At 69.2% G+C, this 14,094-nt stretch carries 15 protein-coding genes and 1 pseudogene; 6 read left to right on the top strand and 10 right to left on the bottom strand.

Annotated elements, in window-relative coordinates; translation table 11 throughout:
• The first annotated feature begins 62 nt into the window (after positions 1-62).
• Positions 63-584, top strand: coding sequence for an RNA polymerase sigma factor (locus MZV50_RS04360; protein WP_252633182.1), 522 nt, complete (start codon positions 63-65; stop codon positions 582-584).
• Complete coding sequence (locus tag MZV50_RS04355; protein ID WP_252633181.1) at positions 574-1,173, top strand: hypothetical protein; 600 nt, start codon at positions 574-576, stop codon at positions 1,171-1,173. The genes MZV50_RS04360 and MZV50_RS04355 overlap by 11 nt, the downstream gene beginning before the upstream one ends.
• Here the strand turns inward: MZV50_RS04355 and MZV50_RS04350 are convergent.
• The 3 genes from MZV50_RS04350 to MZV50_RS04340 all read right to left on the bottom strand — a co-directional run bounded on the left by MZV50_RS04350 (position 1,170) and on the right by MZV50_RS04340 (position 4,878).
• Positions 1,170-2,525: an ABC1 kinase family protein gene (locus MZV50_RS04350; protein ID WP_252633180.1), complete on the bottom strand. Its 1,356-nt coding sequence runs from the start codon at positions 2,523-2,525 to the stop codon at positions 1,170-1,172. The two genes, MZV50_RS04355 and MZV50_RS04350, sit on opposite strands and share 4 nt — an antisense overlap.
• 134 nt (positions 2,526-2,659) lie before the next feature.
• The gene (locus MZV50_RS04345; protein ID WP_252633179.1) at positions 2,660-4,462 is read right to left on the bottom strand and encodes a M3 family oligoendopeptidase; all 1,803 of its coding nucleotides are present in this window, start codon (positions 4,460-4,462) and stop codon (positions 2,660-2,662) included.
• Positions 4,463-4,503: 41 nt separating this feature from the next.
• Entirely contained in the window at positions 4,504-4,878 is a 375-nt protein-coding gene (locus MZV50_RS04340) for an MmcQ/YjbR family DNA-binding protein (protein ID WP_252633178.1), read from the bottom strand.
• 149 nt (positions 4,879-5,027) lie between these two features.
• On the opposite strand from MZV50_RS04340, the gene MZV50_RS04335 reads away from it, so the two are divergent.
• Positions 5,028-6,494: a sigma-54-dependent transcriptional regulator gene (locus tag MZV50_RS04335; RefSeq protein ID WP_252633177.1), complete on the top strand. Its 1,467-nt coding sequence runs from the start codon at positions 5,028-5,030 to the stop codon at positions 6,492-6,494.
• 129 nt (positions 6,495-6,623) lie between these two features.
• Here the strand turns inward: MZV50_RS04335 and MZV50_RS04330 are convergent, their stop codons facing one another.
• The 6 genes from MZV50_RS04330 to ykgO all read right to left on the bottom strand — a co-directional run bounded on the left by MZV50_RS04330 (position 6,624) and on the right by ykgO (position 9,747).
• On the bottom strand, positions 6,624-7,118 hold the full coding sequence (locus tag MZV50_RS04330) for a hypothetical protein (RefSeq protein ID WP_252633176.1): 495 nt from the start codon (positions 7,116-7,118) through the stop codon (positions 6,624-6,626).
• 261 nt (positions 7,119-7,379) lie between these two features.
• A complete protein-coding gene (locus tag MZV50_RS04325) occupies positions 7,380-7,718 on the bottom strand; it encodes a hypothetical protein (protein ID WP_252633175.1) in 339 nt (112 codons plus the stop codon).
• A gap of 54 nt (positions 7,719-7,772) precedes the next feature.
• Positions 7,773-8,042, bottom strand: a complete 270-nt coding sequence (locus MZV50_RS04320; RefSeq protein ID WP_223393029.1) for a DUF2312 domain-containing protein — start codon at positions 8,040-8,042, stop codon at positions 7,773-7,775.
• Positions 8,043-8,110: 68 nt separating this feature from the next.
• Positions 8,111-8,986 (bottom strand): NAD(P)-dependent oxidoreductase, encoded by an 876-nt coding sequence (locus MZV50_RS04315; protein ID WP_252633174.1) that lies wholly within the window; start codon positions 8,984-8,986, stop codon positions 8,111-8,113.
• Positions 8,987-9,001: 15 nt separating this feature from the next.
• Positions 9,002-9,622, bottom strand: coding sequence for an HAD family hydrolase (locus MZV50_RS04310; RefSeq protein WP_252633173.1), 621 nt, complete (start codon positions 9,620-9,622; stop codon positions 9,002-9,004).
• On the bottom strand, positions 9,622-9,747 hold the full coding sequence (gene ykgO / locus MZV50_RS04305; RefSeq protein WP_004616427.1) for a type B 50S ribosomal protein L36: 126 nt from the start codon (positions 9,745-9,747) through the stop codon (positions 9,622-9,624). Before ykgO ends, MZV50_RS04310 begins: the two co-directional genes overlap by 1 nt.
• 239 nt (positions 9,748-9,986) lie before the next feature.
• Here ykgO and MZV50_RS04300 point away from each other — a divergent pair, with 239 nt between their 5' ends.
• Positions 9,987-11,282, top strand: coding sequence for a lytic murein transglycosylase (locus MZV50_RS04300; RefSeq protein ID WP_252633172.1), 1,296 nt, complete (start codon positions 9,987-9,989; stop codon positions 11,280-11,282).
• A 28-nt stretch (positions 11,283-11,310) separates the two neighbouring features.
• On the opposite strand, the gene MZV50_RS04295 is transcribed toward MZV50_RS04300, so the two are convergent.
• Positions 11,311-12,153, bottom strand: a complete 843-nt coding sequence (locus MZV50_RS04295; RefSeq protein WP_252633171.1) for an aldose 1-epimerase — start codon at positions 12,151-12,153, stop codon at positions 11,311-11,313.
• Between the two features lie 69 nt (positions 12,154-12,222).
• Between MZV50_RS04295 and MZV50_RS04290 the strand changes: the two genes are divergently transcribed.
• Positions 12,223-13,431, top strand: coding sequence for a winged helix-turn-helix domain-containing protein (locus MZV50_RS04290; RefSeq protein WP_252633170.1), 1,209 nt, complete (start codon positions 12,223-12,225; stop codon positions 13,429-13,431).
• A 136-nt stretch (positions 13,432-13,567) separates the two neighbouring features.
• A pseudogene (locus tag MZV50_RS04285) lies at positions 13,568-13,930 on the top strand (winged helix-turn-helix domain-containing protein); the annotation flags it as partial.
• Positions 13,931-14,094: the final 164 nt, after the last annotated feature.

Genomic DNA, 14,094 nt, shown 5'->3' with positions numbered 1-14,094 from the left:
GGAAGCCTTCCGTAAGGACCCGGGCCCGGCCGGTGTCTAACCTCTTCGAAACGGGGACGCGGATGGGCCGGGCTCAAGACATCGACAAAGGGCGGCACGGCGACTTCGCCGACTGGCTGGCGCCGCATCTGCCGATGCTGCACCGGACGGCCCGCGCCTTCGCCGATCCGGCCGACCAGCACGACCTGCTGCAGGAGCTGACCCTGGCCCTGTGGAGAGCATGGCCCAGGTTCCGAGACGAGAGCGCGGCGGGAACCTACGCACACCGCGTGGCCCACAACGCCGCCCTCACCTGGCGGCGCGGCGAGAGCCGGCGGCGGCTGCGCGGCGTGGCGGTCGAGGCCGAGCTGGTGGTCCGGGACGCCGGGAGCGACCCGCAAGGAGCGCTGCTGGAGCGTCTCTACGCGGCCATCCGCCAGCTGCCCCCGGTCGAGCGGTCGCTGATCCTGCTGTCGCTGGACGGCGTCCCGTACGCCGAGATCGCCCGCCTGCACGGCCTTTCCGAAACCAATGTCGGGGCGCGGCTGACCCGGATCCGCCAGCGCGTCTCCAGCCTCGTGGAGGAGGCCGACGATGGAGTTTGAGCACCTGCAAGCCGCCTGGCGCTCGCCGGCCAACACGCCGGACGACCGCGCCCAGGCCTATCTGATGGAGGAAGTCATGAAGAGCCTGAAGGCCCGCCGCCGGGGCGAGGTCCTGCTGTTCGCCATCCCCGCCACCGCCATGACCATCTTCACGGCCATCGCCTTCCGGGCGGTCGCCTCGGGTCGGATGGATCCGGGCCGGGAATGGGGAGCGCTGGCGATGCTCGGCGTCTGCTGGCTGGTGCTGGCGGCAGTGCTGATCACCGGGATCCTGCTGCGCCACCGGCGCCACGCCGGCGCCGCGTCCATGCGTGACACGCTCGCGGCGATGCTGGCCGCCAACCGCCGGGCGCGGACCAATATGAGGATTTTCGCGATGATGCTGCCGGTCTTCCTGGCGCCGATGTTCGTCGGCGTCACCCAGTTGAACGACGTCGGCAAGGCCACCGAGCGCGACACCTGGCAGATGCTGTTCGTGTTCGGCGTCGCGCTGATCGCCAGCGTCGGCTGGAACCTGGGGCGCTATTTCTGGGTGATGAAGCCCGAACAGCGGCGGCTGGAAGGGTTGCTGGCGGAGTACGAGGACTAGAGCCCCACCGCCGCCAGCGCCGCCCGCTGCCGCTCGGCCACCGCCGCCTCCGAGAACCCCTCCAACGAGGCCTCGAACAGCGCCCGCCAGTTGTGGCTGGCCCCCAGGTGCAGAAAGGCTGCGCCCAGGCCGATGGCGGCGCGGTCCATGAACACGAACTCGCGCGGGATGGTGATGCCGCCCACCGCCTTCAGAGCCTGGCGCACCTTGAAGGCCTCGCGGCGGCCGTACTCGCCGGGCGGGACGTCGTCGGCCACGGTGCGCACCCGGTCGTCCAGCAGCGGGCCGTAGATGAAGCGGGCCCAGACGTTCAGGGTGTCGACCAGTTCGTCGGTCAGGCCCGTGAAGCCCCAGGTGCGATAGGATTCCATCTGCTCGGCGCGGTCGTCGTTCGACAGGGCGCGGTAGAGCCGCACCACCCCGGCCACGAACTTGGGCGGAAACACGCGGATACAGCCGAAGTCCAACAGGTTCAGGTGCGCCGCGCCCTCACCGGCGAAGCTGTAGTTCCCCAGGTGCGGGTCGCCGTGGATGATCCCCAGATGGGTCATCGGGCTCCACCAGGCCTCGAACAGCAGGGCGGCGATGCGGTCACGGACCGCTTGCGGCGCGCTCTTGAAGGCCAAGAGGCCCTGCCCATCCAGCCAGGTCATCGACAGCAGGCGGCCCGTGGACAGCTCGGGGACCGGCGTCGGCGTGCGGATGTCCTCGCGGCCGGCGAAGAAGTTGGCGTAGACCCGCATCAGCTGGGCCTCGCGGCCGTAGTCCAGCTCCTCGCGCAGGCGGTCGCCGATCTCGACGATCATCTCGGACGGGTCGATCGAGCCATCCATCCGCTTGAAAATCCCGATCAGGGCGCGCAGCTGGCCAAGGTCGCTTTCGACCGCGCTCTGCATGTCGGGATATTGCAGCTTCACGGCCAGCGACCGGCCGTCATGGGTCGTGGCGCGGTGCACCTGGCCCAGCGAGGCGGCCGCGGCGGCCTCGTGCTCGAAGCTGGCGAACTTGGATTGCCAGTCCGGCCCCAGCTCGGCGGCCATGCGCCGACGCACGAAGGGCCAGCCCATGGCGGGCGCGTTGGTCTGCAGCTCGGTGAATTCCTTGGCGAATTCGGGCGGCAGAAGGTCCGGCACCGTGGCGAACATCTGGGCCGCCTTCATCAGCGGTCCCTTCAGCCCACCCAGCGCCGCCTTCAGCGCCTTGGCGTTGCGGGCGTTGGCGTCGTCGCCGGCGAAGACGCGATTGGCGCCATAGCTGACGGCCGCGCCTGAAAGGCCAGCGCCCACCTTGGCGAAGCGCGAGAGGCGACCGGAGAGGCGGTCGCGTTCGGGGTCGTTGCGGTCGTCAGGCATCTAAATCCTCCCCCCAGCGGGGGAGGTGTCGGCTCGCAGAGACGACGGAGGGGGAAGTGGCAAGGTCAGCGGACTTCCCCCTCCGGCCCTCCGGGCCACCTCCCCCGCTAGGGGGAGGATTTGGATCGCATCGATCACACCAGCGCCTCGAACTCGTCCACCAGCCGTTCCAGCTGCGCGCAGCCGGCGGCCCAGAACGCCTTGTCCCTCGGGTTCAGGCCGAAAGGCTTGAGGGCCTCGACATAGGTGCGGGTGCCGCCCGCCGCCAGCAGGTCCTCGTACAGCGGGGCGAAGGCGGCCGGATCCTCGCGGCGCTTCTCCATCAGGCCGCGCACCAGCAGGTCTCCGAACGCGTAGGCGTAGACGTAGAACGGCGCGTGGCAGAAGTGGCTGACATAGGCCCAGTAGTGCTCGTAGCCGGGGTTCAGCTTCACGGCCGGGCCCAGGCTCTCGCCCATCACCTCCAGCCACAGGCCGCCGATCTGGTCGGACGACAGCTCGCCCTCCAGCCGCGCCTCGTGGAAGCGCCGCTCGAAGCGGTGGAAGGCGATCTGGCGGACCACGGTGTTGAGGCCGTCCTCGATCTTGCCGGCCAGCAGCTTCTTGCGGTCCTCGGGCGTGGCCTCGGCCAGCAGGCGATCGAACACCAGGCCCTCGCCGAAGATCGAGGCCGTCTCGGCCAGGGTCAGGGGCGTGTCGGCCAGCAGGGTGCCCAGCGGCTGGCACAGGGTCTGGTGGACGGCGTGGCCCAGTTCGTGGGCCAGGGTCAGCACGTCGCGCCGCTCGCCCATATAGTTCAGGAACACGAACGGATGGCGGTCGGCCGTGACCGGATGGGCGAAAGCGCCCGACTGCTTGCCCGGACGCGGGCGGGCGTCGATCCACGGGCGGTCGAAGAACACCCGGGCGGCGTCGGCGAACTTGGGCGCCAGGTCCTGGAAACTCTCCAGCACCATGCCCTTGGCTTCGTCCCAGGCGTAGGCGCGCGGCGCAGCCGCATCGAGGGGGGCGTTGCGGTCCCAGTAGTCCAGGCTGTCGACGCCCATGACCTTGGCCTTCAGCGCGTAGTAGCGGTGCGACAGGCGCGGATACGCCTCGACCACCGCCTGCTCCAGGGCGTCGACCGCGTCGGCGTCGACCTCGTTGGCCAGGTGGCGCGACTGGGCGGGATGGTCGTAGCGGCGCCAGCGATCCTCGACCTGCTTCTCGAAGGCCAGGGTGTTGAGCACCAGGGCCTGGGTCGAGGCGCGCTCCTCCAGCGCCCGGGCCAGGCCGTCGGCGGCGGCCTTGCGGCGCGCGACGCTGGGGTCGGACAGGCGGTTCAGCGCCTCGGGCAAGGTCAGGGTCTCGTCACCGGCCTTGCCCGCCACCTGGGCCGTCAGCTTGGCCAGCGTCTCATCATACAGCCGCACCCAGTTGGCGACGGCCGGGGCCTTGTCGACGATGAAGCGTTCCAGCTCCGGCGACAGCTCGTGCGGCCGCGACAGGCGCACGCGGCGCAGCCACGGCGCCCAGCGGGCGGCCTCGGGATGGGCCTTGAGCGCCTTGGCGATCTCGGCGTCCTCCAGCTGGTTCAGCTCCAGCGTGAAGAACAGGCTCTCGGCGGCGATCTGCGACGAGCGGGCGCGAAGGTCGGCCTCGAACTTGGCCCAGGCCGGGTCGTCGCGGGCGACCGCGGCGGCCAGGCCCGCATAGGCGCCCACGCCCCACAGGCCGTTGGTGGCTTGCTCGTACAGGCCGATCCCGCGATCCAGCAGCACGCCCAGGCGCGCCGGCTCCTGGCGGGCCTCAAGAAACATTCCCTCCAGCGAGGCCAGCTCGTCATTGGCGGCCTTGGCGGCGGCGAGGTCGGTCTCGATGCGGGGGTCGTCGCGACCGACATACAGGTCGGCCAGGTTCCATTCGGGCGGGGCGTCGGGCTTGAAAGGGGCGTTCATGGGCTAGCAGATAGGCCTCGGCGCCCACATGGCGCAATGCGTCAAACGCCGGGATGCCGCTTCTGGATCGGCTTGGGGGCGACGATCTTCCAGGCCTGCTTCAACAACCCGGCGAGTTCATCGGCCTCGATCTCGGACAGCCGGACCAGCACCGCCGGATAGCTTCGATAGTGGTCGTCGGTGAAGAAGCGGTCGGGCGCGGCCTCCAGCAGCAGTTCCTTGGTCTCCATCGCGCAACGGACGGCGATGACGCCGGGGACCAGCTCGCGCCTGGCCTTGGGCGCGGAGCGGGCCAGATAGGCCCAGGCCAGCCCCTTGCCGCCAACCGCGAAACCGAGCTGCCCGTTTTCGCCGACCCCGCCCGTCACCTCGGGCAGCGCCAGGGCCAGCGTCTCCATCTCCTTCGCGTCGACCATGGCCACCTCCCCGTAAGAGCTTGTTAAGCCTAAACCTTAAGGTTCGAGACACGTCTCCGAAAGCCGGTGTTTACCCCCCTGCTGTACCACTATGGGTCAACAAGAGCCCTGCTCCATGTGGGCATGGCCGGTGATGATGGACGTGCCCAATGACCAAAACGGTCCTTGTCGTCGACGACGACCCGACACAACGTCGGCTGATCCAGGCCGTGCTCGAGCGCGACGGTTTCGCGGTCTCGCACGCCGAGGGCGGCGACGCGGCGATCGCGCACCTGACGTCTGGCGCCCCCGCCGACGTGATCCTGCTCGACCTGGTCATGCCCGGCCTGGGCGGCCAGGACACCCTCAAGGAAATCCGCGCGCGCGGCTTCAATCAGCCCGTCATCGTGCTGACCGCCAGCGGCGGCGTCGACACCGTGGTCAAGGCCATGCAGGCCGGGGCCAGTGACTTCTTCATCAAGCCGGCCAGCCCGGAACGCATCACCGTCTCGATCCGCAACGCCCTGTCGATGGGCGACCTGAAGGGCGAGGTCGAGCGCCTGACCAAGCGCGCCGGCGGCAAGACCTCCTTCGCGGACCTGATCGGCGACTCGCCGGTCATGACCATGGTCAAGCGCATGGGCGAGCGGGCGGCCAAGAGCGCCATTCCCGTGCTGATCACCGGCGAGAGCGGCGTCGGCAAGGAGCTGATCGCCCGCGCGGTGCACGGCTCGTCCGACCGCGCCGGCAAGCCGTTCGTGGCCGTCAACTGCGGCGCCATCCCCGAGAACCTCGTGGAGTCGATCCTGTTCGGCCACGAGAAGGGCTCGTTCACCGGCGCCAGCGACAAGCACCTGGGCAAGTTCAAGGAAGCCGACGGCGGCACCCTGTTCCTGGACGAGGTCGGCGAGCTGCCGCTGGACGTGCAGGTCAAGCTGCTGCGCGCGCTGCAGGAGGGCGAGATCGACCCGATCGGCTCCAAGCGTTCGCTGAAGGTCGACGTCCGCATCGTCTCGGCCACCAATCGCGACCTGCAGCAGGCGGTCTCGGCCGGCCTGTTCCGCGAGGACCTCTATTACCGCTTGAACGTCTTCCCGCTGGAGGCGCCGTCCCTGCGCGAGCGTCGCGAGGACATTCCGGCCCTGGTCGAGGCGTTCATCCGCCGCTTCAACGTCGAGGAAGGCAAGCGCGTCATCGGCGCCGCGCCCGAGACCCTGCGGCTGCTGACCGCCTTCGACTGGCCGGGGAATGTCCGCCAGCTGGAGAACACGGTCTATCGCGCCATCGTCCTGGCCGACGCCCCGTACCTGCAGCCCTACGACTTCCCGGCCATTTCGGGCCTGGCCGCGCCGATCGAGGCGGTGACCACCGCGCCCACCCCGCCGCCGGCCGCCATGCTGCAGGCCGCCCACGCCGCCATGGCCGCCCCGGCGGCCGAGGCTCCGGTGCGGATCCTCGACGATCGCGGCCACCTGCGGACGCTGGAGGACATCGAGCGCGACCTGATCCAGCACGCGATCGACGTCTATGCCGGCCACATGAGCGAAGTCGCCCGACGCTTGGGGATCGGTCGCTCGACCCTCTATCGCAAGGTTCGCGAGCAGGGCATCGAAGTCGACATGAAGGAAGCCGGCTGATGGCCCTGATGATCTTCCGGCCGATCTCGCGCGAACTGCGCCTCAAGGCGCTGCTGAAGCCCACGGCCCGCCCGACGCCGTCGACCAAGCCGACGGCGCGCGCCTAGGCGCTGATTCAGCTATTCGGGACTAGTACCCGGGAACCGCCACGCTCAGGCTGGGCAGTTCCTCGGTCTCCTCGACCGGCTTCTCCAGGCGGATCCAGCCCGGCCCCGACCGCTTGGCCAGGCCTTCGGTTTCCAGCTGCTCCAGTTCGCGACCGACCTGGACCGGGGTCACCGGACGGCTCCAGCGGTGATCCAGCTGGCGCGCGATCTCGGCCTCGTTGAGACCCGGCGCCTGGGCCAGGGCCATCAGGATCATGTCGCGCGTAGTGCGCCCGCGGCGGCCGCGCTTGCTGGGCGTCGGAGCCGACGGCGCCGGCGGCTGGGCCGGCGCGAAGGACGGCTGCTCGCCCCCGCCCGACAGCCGCTCGGCCATGCCGGCCTGCTTCAGCGCGTCCAGCGCCAGGACGATCGCGCGCAGCTCGCTCTCGAACGGGGCCTGGGCCCGCCGCTGCGCCTCGATCATGCGCGTTTCCAGCTCCGTCTTGCGGCGCAGCAGATATTGATAGGTCGTCGCCATGTTCCCTAAATCCGCAGGGCCATGGAGTTCGCTCGGCGGCCGATCCGGACTTTCGCCCGCGCGCATCGAGACTGGAGGGTCGCCGTGAGCAGCCGCGACCCAGAACCCCACAGGAACGTCGTTAACTCTTTACAATCGTTCACATTTTCCGGACATAGCGTTACCAGGAGCTTAACGACCCCGGCCGAACGACAGTTTTTGGTAAGCGTGTTGGACAAACTCAGGCTGTGGTTGTCATTTTTTCGCGTGACGTAGCGGAAATCAGTCCTCGTCGTCGTCCCGCGCCTCGGCCGAAGGGGCCCCACGGCGCTGGAAGCCCTTGCCGCGCTTCATGGGCTTGGGTTCGCCTTTCGCCTTGCGGGCGATCTCTTTCAGCTTGATGGCCTGGTTGCCCGACAGGGCCTGGCCCCGCGCGCCCTTCTCGGGATCGGCGAAGGCCCGGCCGTAGGTCTCGACGCGCTGGGCGACGCTGGTCAGGAACTCGCCCTCCCATTCGGAGAGTTCGACGCCCGACTTCTCGGCCGCGCGCCGGGCCCGCTTGAGGGCGTTCAGCGCGGCCTTCTTGGCCTGTTCTTTAGGATCGGGCGGCTTGGCGCGCATCGCGGAGAACTATGCCCCGACCGTGCGCGCCAGCGCATCCCAAAAACGAAGGCCTTAGATCTCGCCGATGGCCGAGAGGTACAGGTCGAGGATCGCGTCCTCTTCCTGGCGCTTGGCGCGGTCCTGCTTGCGCAGGCGAACCACCTTCTTCAGCACCTTGACGTCGAAGCCGTTACCCTTGGCCTCGTTATAGACTTCCTTGATCTGCTCCATGATCTCGGCCTTCTCGACCTCGAGCCGCTCGACGCGGTCGACGATCGACTTCAGCTGGCCTTGAGCGGTGCTGTTCAGAACGTCGGCATGGGGAATGGCGTCGTCGGCCATGGGCAGTCTCGCGGGCTGGAATTGGGGCGCGGAACCTAGTTCGAAGCCGCGCCCCTGGGAAGCGGGATTCAGCGACCTTCCACACGTCCTCTCGCGATCTCGGCCAAGGCAGCCAGATCGAGGTCCTTCTCGTCGCCGGCCAGCAGCGATTCCAGGCTGGCCTCGGCCAGATCCGCCAGCGGCATGGACAGACCCTTGGCCTCGGCCGCGTCCAGAACCAGGCGCACGTCCTTCAGGCCCAGCTCGGCGGCGAAGCCGGGCGGGCTGTAGCGGCGCTCGGCGATCATGCCGCCGTAGATCTTGTAGATCGGCGCGGCGAACAGGGTGCTGGACAGCATGTCCAGGAGGTCGGGCGCGGCCACGCCATAGGCTTCGCCCAGGGCCACGGCCTCGCCCATGCTCTCGATGGCCGAGACGATCATGAAGTTGCCGGCCAGCTTCAGGGCGTTGGCGCGGACGGGATCCTCGCCCAGCGGCCAGACCTTGGCGGCCAGCATCTCGAGCACCGGCTGGGCCTTGGCGACCGCCTCGGGCGCGCCGGCGGCCAGAACGTTCAAGCCACCGGCCTGGGCCACGGGCGGGCGGCCGAACACCGGGGCGGCGACATAGCCCAGGCCCAGTTCGGCGTGCAGGACAGCCAGCTCGGCGGCGAGGTCGGTCGAGATGGTGGCGTGATTGACGTGGACCACGCCCTTCCCCGCCCGGGCCAGAACGCCGCTGTCGACCAGCACCTCGCGCATGGCCTTGTCGTGGGCCAGCATGGTCAGCACGATGTCGGCGGCGAAGGCCTCGTCAACGGTGGCGGCGGCGCGCGCGCCCTCAGCGGCCAGTTCGTCGACGATGGCGCGCGAGCGGTTCCACACCGTCACCGAAACGCCCTTGGCCAGCAGATTGCGCACCATGGCCGCGCCCATGGCGCCCAGGCCGACGAAACCGACGTTCATGGGAAACTCCCGGATCTAGAGCAGGCCGTGCCGCTCGACAGCGGCGCGCAGGTGCGCCGGATCCGTGAAGTGGTGGGTATGGAAGCCGATGTCCATGGCCGCCTGGATATTGGCGGCGCTGTCGTCGATGAACAGTAGGTCGGACGCCTGCAGGCCGGTGCGCTCCAGCACGATCTCATAGATGCGGCGGCCCGGCTTGATGACCTTCTCGTCGCCCGAGACGATGGCGTCGCGGAAGAGGCCGAAATGGGCCGGCGAGATCGCCTGGACGGCCGGCCACTTGCTCTGGGGCATGTTCGTCAGCGCGAACTGCGGCGTATCGCGGGCCGCCAGGGCGTCGATCACCGCGACGGTCTCGGGGATCGGGCCCGACAGCATCTCGTCGAACCGCTCGTCCCAGGCGCGGATCTGGTCCGCGTGATCGGGGAAACGCGCGATCAGCGGCGCGGCGTTCTCGGCGAAGCCGACGCCCTTGTCATGTTCGACATGCCAATCAAGGGTGCAGACATGCGAAAGGAACCGGTCGATATCGGCCGGCTCCTTGAAGATCTTCGCGTACAGTGCGCGGGGATCCCAGCGCACGATGACATTGCCGACGTCCCAGAGAACGGCCCTGGGAGCGCCAGCAGCCGTCATCAGCCTTGCTTGGCTTTGAAGCGCGGGTCAGTCTTGTTGATGATGTAGATGACGCCCTTGCGGCGCACCATCTTGCAGTCGCGGTGGCGACCCTTCAGCGACTTCAGCGAGCTGCGAACCTTCATGACCGTCTCTGTCTGTACTCAGCGGAGAGGTTCGGGCGCGCACAAGATGACGGCCGGAACATCCGGGTGTTTCGGAGGCGGTGCGTATAAGCAGGACAGGCCCATGAGTCAATGCGTTCCATGGGCCTTCGACGACCGAAAGCCGTGACTTCGCGGGTCGGGGCGGGGTCGGGCAAACTTCACCGCACTGGCGCGCTTGTGATTGAAGGTTTTCCTCGAACGCCGCTAGCCTTCCCGACATGGCTATGGATCGTCGCGTTTTTCTCGTTCTTCTTCTCGCCGGCTGCGCGGACACCACCCCGCAAGGTCCCCTGACGGGGCCCACGCCTTCCCACCACCCCGCGCCTCAGCCGCCGCCCCCGCCGGTCATGGTGCCGGCGCCGCCCGTTTCGGCCGAAGAGCAGGCGTTCGACGCCTGGCTGGCCGACTTCCGCGGCCGCGCCCTGGCCGCCGGCGTGTCTCCGCAGGTGTTCGATCGCGAGCTGTCGGGCGTCACGCCCAATCCCAAGGTCATCAGTCTGGACAGCCGCCAGCCGGAATTCTCCAAGCCGGTCGGCGCCTATATCGCCGGGGTGATCAGCGACGACCGCGTCGCCATCGGCCGCGCCAAGCGCGAGCAACTGACCTTCTTGCCCGCGATCGAGGCCCGCTACGGCGTGCCGCGCGACATCCTGCTGGCCGTCTGGGCCATGGAATCGGCCTTCGGCAAGCTGCAGGGTGATTTCGACGTCGTCCGCTCGATGGCCAGCCTGGCCTATGACGGCCGCCGTCGCGCCTGGGCCGAGGGCGAGCTGATCGCCGCCCTGAAGATCATCGAGTCGGGCGAGGACACCCGCGAGCAGCTGAAGGGCTCGTGGGCGGGAGCCATGGGCCAGACCCAGTTCCTGCCCTCCAGCTACCGCGCCACCGCCGTCGACTTCGACGGCGACGGCCGGCGCGACATCTGGGGCTCGGACGCCGATTCCCTGGCCTCGGCCGCCAATCTGCTGGCCAAGGGCGGCTGGAAGCCGGGCGTGGGCTGGGCCAAGGAAGTGATCCTGCCGGCCGGCTTCGACTATTCGGTTACCGAGGTCGAGAAGCAGCTTCCCGCCTGGTGGGAAGCCAAGGGCGTCAAGCGCGCCGACGGCCTGCCCTGGACCGCCCAGGACGCCGCCTCGCCCGCCATGCTGCTGCTGCCGGCGGGCGCGGCCGGTCCGGCCTTCCTGGCCCTGCCCAACCACTTCGCGATCCGCACCTACAACAACTCGACGTCCTACGCCCTGGGCATCGGCCTGCTGGCCGACCGCTTCGCCGGCGGCGGGCCGCTGGTCACGCCCTGGCCCGTCGAGACGCCGCTGAACATGGCCGACCGCATGGCGGCCCAGATCGCCCTGGCCCGCGTCGGCTTCAACCCGGGTCCGGCCGACGGCGTTGTCGGCGCGGGCACCCGCAAGGCCCTGCGCGCCTGGCAGCAAAGCCAGCAACTGCCGGCCGACGGCTATCTGTCCAGCGACATGGTCGCACGGCTGAAGGCCCAGGCGGGAATCACGCCGTAGCGCCACCTTCTTCCAAGGGAAGAAGGGCTCAGGAACGAACTTCCATCCAGATGCTCCGGCTCTCGCCCGGCCGCAGCGTCACCATGCCCGTCTCCCCCTCCCCGAACGGGTTGGGGCGGCTGGCGCAGGGTTCGACGCAGTAATAGGCCTCGCCCGGCGGGACATAGACGTGCAGCCAGCGGCAATCGGCCGAGGCGGTGACGACCGTGTCCGGCTGGCCCGGCGCACGCAGCACGGCCCGCTGGTTCCAGCCGGTGTAACAATGGTCGATCAAGCCATGGCCCTCGACCGGCGCGCCGGCGGCCCAGTCGGCTTCCCAAGGGCCCGGATGATGGATCGTCGGCAGGGCGTCGGTGTCGATCAGCCAGACCCCGTCATTGGCCGCCGTCAGGGTCTCGCCCTCGCGACGCGGGAAATAGGGGTGAAAGCCCAGGCCGGCCGGCATGGCGGCCTCACCGGTGTTGGTCACGGTCAGTTCAGCGCGAAAGCCGGTCTCGGTGAGCGTGAACCGCTGCTCGGCGCGATAGGCCCACGGCCAGGCGTCCGGCGCGTGCGCATAGGACAGCACCGCCTCGGCGGCCTCGGCCTTCTCCACGGTCCAGGCCGCGCGCCAACCCTGGCCGTGCAGGGTGTGCGGATGGCCGGCCAGGTTCGGGGGCAGCACGACCTCGCGCCCCTCGAACACGAAGCGGCCGTTCGGGATGCGGTTGCAGAACGGGATCAGCGGGAAGCTGGCCGTCAGCAGGGCGTCGCTCGCCCCGTCCGCCATCGGCCGCAGCACGTCGCGGCCCGCCAGGGTGAAGGCGGCGATCGCGCCGCCGACCTCGGGGGCGAGCACCAGGCGGGCCTGGCCCTTTTCGGTGGCGGTCATGCGGTGGCTCCTGTCTGATAGCGGTCTCACTGCCTTGCGCCCCGCCCCGACGCAAGCTCAACTGCCGCCATGGTCCAGACCCTCTCCGCGAAGGAAGCGCGGCGCATCGCGCTGGCGGCGCAGGGCTTTGGACGCCCGCGCCCGGACGCGCCCGGCCGCCGCCACCTGCTATCGACGATCGAGAGCCTGGGCGTCGTCCAGATCGACTCGGTCAATGTCGTCTCCCGCTCGCATTACCTGCCGTTCTTCTCTCGCCTGGGCGCCTATGACCGGGCCGTGCTGGAGGACCTGGCCTGGGGGCGGAAGCCAGCCCTGGCCGAGTATTGGGCGCACGAGGCCTCGCTGACGCCGCTGGCCACCCATCCCCTGCTGCGCTGGCGGATGCAGGACGCCCTGGACGGCGTCGGCGTGTGGAAGAACGTCTCGGCCTTCCTGCGCAACCACGCCGACTTCATCGACAAGGCCCTGGCGGCCGTGGCCGAGCGCGGCCCGCTGGCGGCCTCGGATCTGGGGCTGGGCGCCAAGGGCGAAGGCGGCTGGTGGGGCTGGAGCCAAGGCAAGCACGCCATGGAGTGCCTGTTCTGGACGGGCCGCCTGACCACCGTCACGCGGCGCGGCAGTTTCGAACGGGTCTATGGCCTGCCCGAACGGGTGCTGCCCAAGGCGATCGTCGAGACGCCCACGCCCGACCGAGCCGAGGCTTGCCGCGCCCTGTTGAGGATCTCGGCCCGCGCCATGGGCGTGGCGACCGAGCGCGACCTGCGCGACTATTTCCGCCTGGGCGTGACAGACGCCCGCGAAGGCGTGGCCGCGCTGGTCGCCGACGGAACCCTGGAGCAGGTGGCGGTGACGGGCTGGGACCAGCCGGCCTATCTGTGGCCCGAGGCGCGCCGGCCGCGATCGATCAAGGCCCGCGCCCTGCTCTCGCCGTTCGACAACCTAATCTGGTTCCGCGAGCGGACCGAGCGGATGTTCGGCGTCCGCGTGCGGCTGGAGATCTACACTCCCGCCCACAAGCGCACCCATGGCTATTATGTCCTGCCCTTCCTGCAGAACGAGGCGATCACGGCCCGCGTGGACCTGAAGGCCGATCGCAAGGCGGGCCGACTGCTGGTGCTGGCCGCGCACGCCGAACCGGACGCCAACGCCGAGACTCCCGTCCGACTGGCGGAGGAGCTGTCCCTGATGGCGTCCTGGCTGGGCCTGTCCGGCGTGGATGTCCGGCCGACGGGCGATCTCGCCCCCACTCTGGGTTCGATTGTCGCAAATCCGACTTAGATCAACTCGACGCCCCCCTAAGGCCTTGTAAGGATGTCGCATCGAGCGCGCGGGGACGAGGCGGGATGCGGATGAGGAGCTGGGCGCCAGTTGGGGTGATCCCATGAACGCCGTCCCGCCCAGCGACGAGCGCGCGCCTGTCCAGCCGCAGATCGAGCAGCACGGCCCGTACCGACTGGACCGGGGGGCCCAGACCGTCAGCTGGGGTGATCATGTCGAGACCCTGACGCCCAAGGAATTCCAACTGGCGTCGATGTTGTTCAACAACCTGTCCCATCCGCTGTCGCGCGAATATCTGCTGCGCCGGATCTGGGGACTACGGCCCGATCTCGAGACCCGCACCCTGGACGCCCACGTGTCGCGCCTTCGCGCCAAGCTGGGCCTGCGTCCCAGTAACGGATTCCGCCTGAGCACGGTCTACGGCTTCGGATACCGGCTGGAGACCTGCGAGCCCGAGCCCGCGGAAACGCCCGCGAGCGTGGCGCGGCTGGAAGGCTGATCCGGAGCGAGCCGGCGAAAATGACGGCGCCGCCCGCCCGCGGCCCTCCGCGACATTTCGCCACATAATCCAGGTCATCGCGCCGTCATCCAAGCGCGCTGAAATGAAGAATGCCGGGCCAAAGCAGCGAAAACGCCGCTATTCGGACTTCAGGGCGCCTTTTC

It is taken from the genome of Caulobacter segnis (assembly GCF_023935105.1).
GTDB classification, from domain to species: Bacteria; Pseudomonadota; Alphaproteobacteria; order Caulobacterales; family Caulobacteraceae; genus Caulobacter; species Caulobacter segnis_B.
The sequence above is the reverse complement of the archived record's forward strand: the minus strand, read 5'-3'. Positions and strand labels throughout refer to the sequence as shown.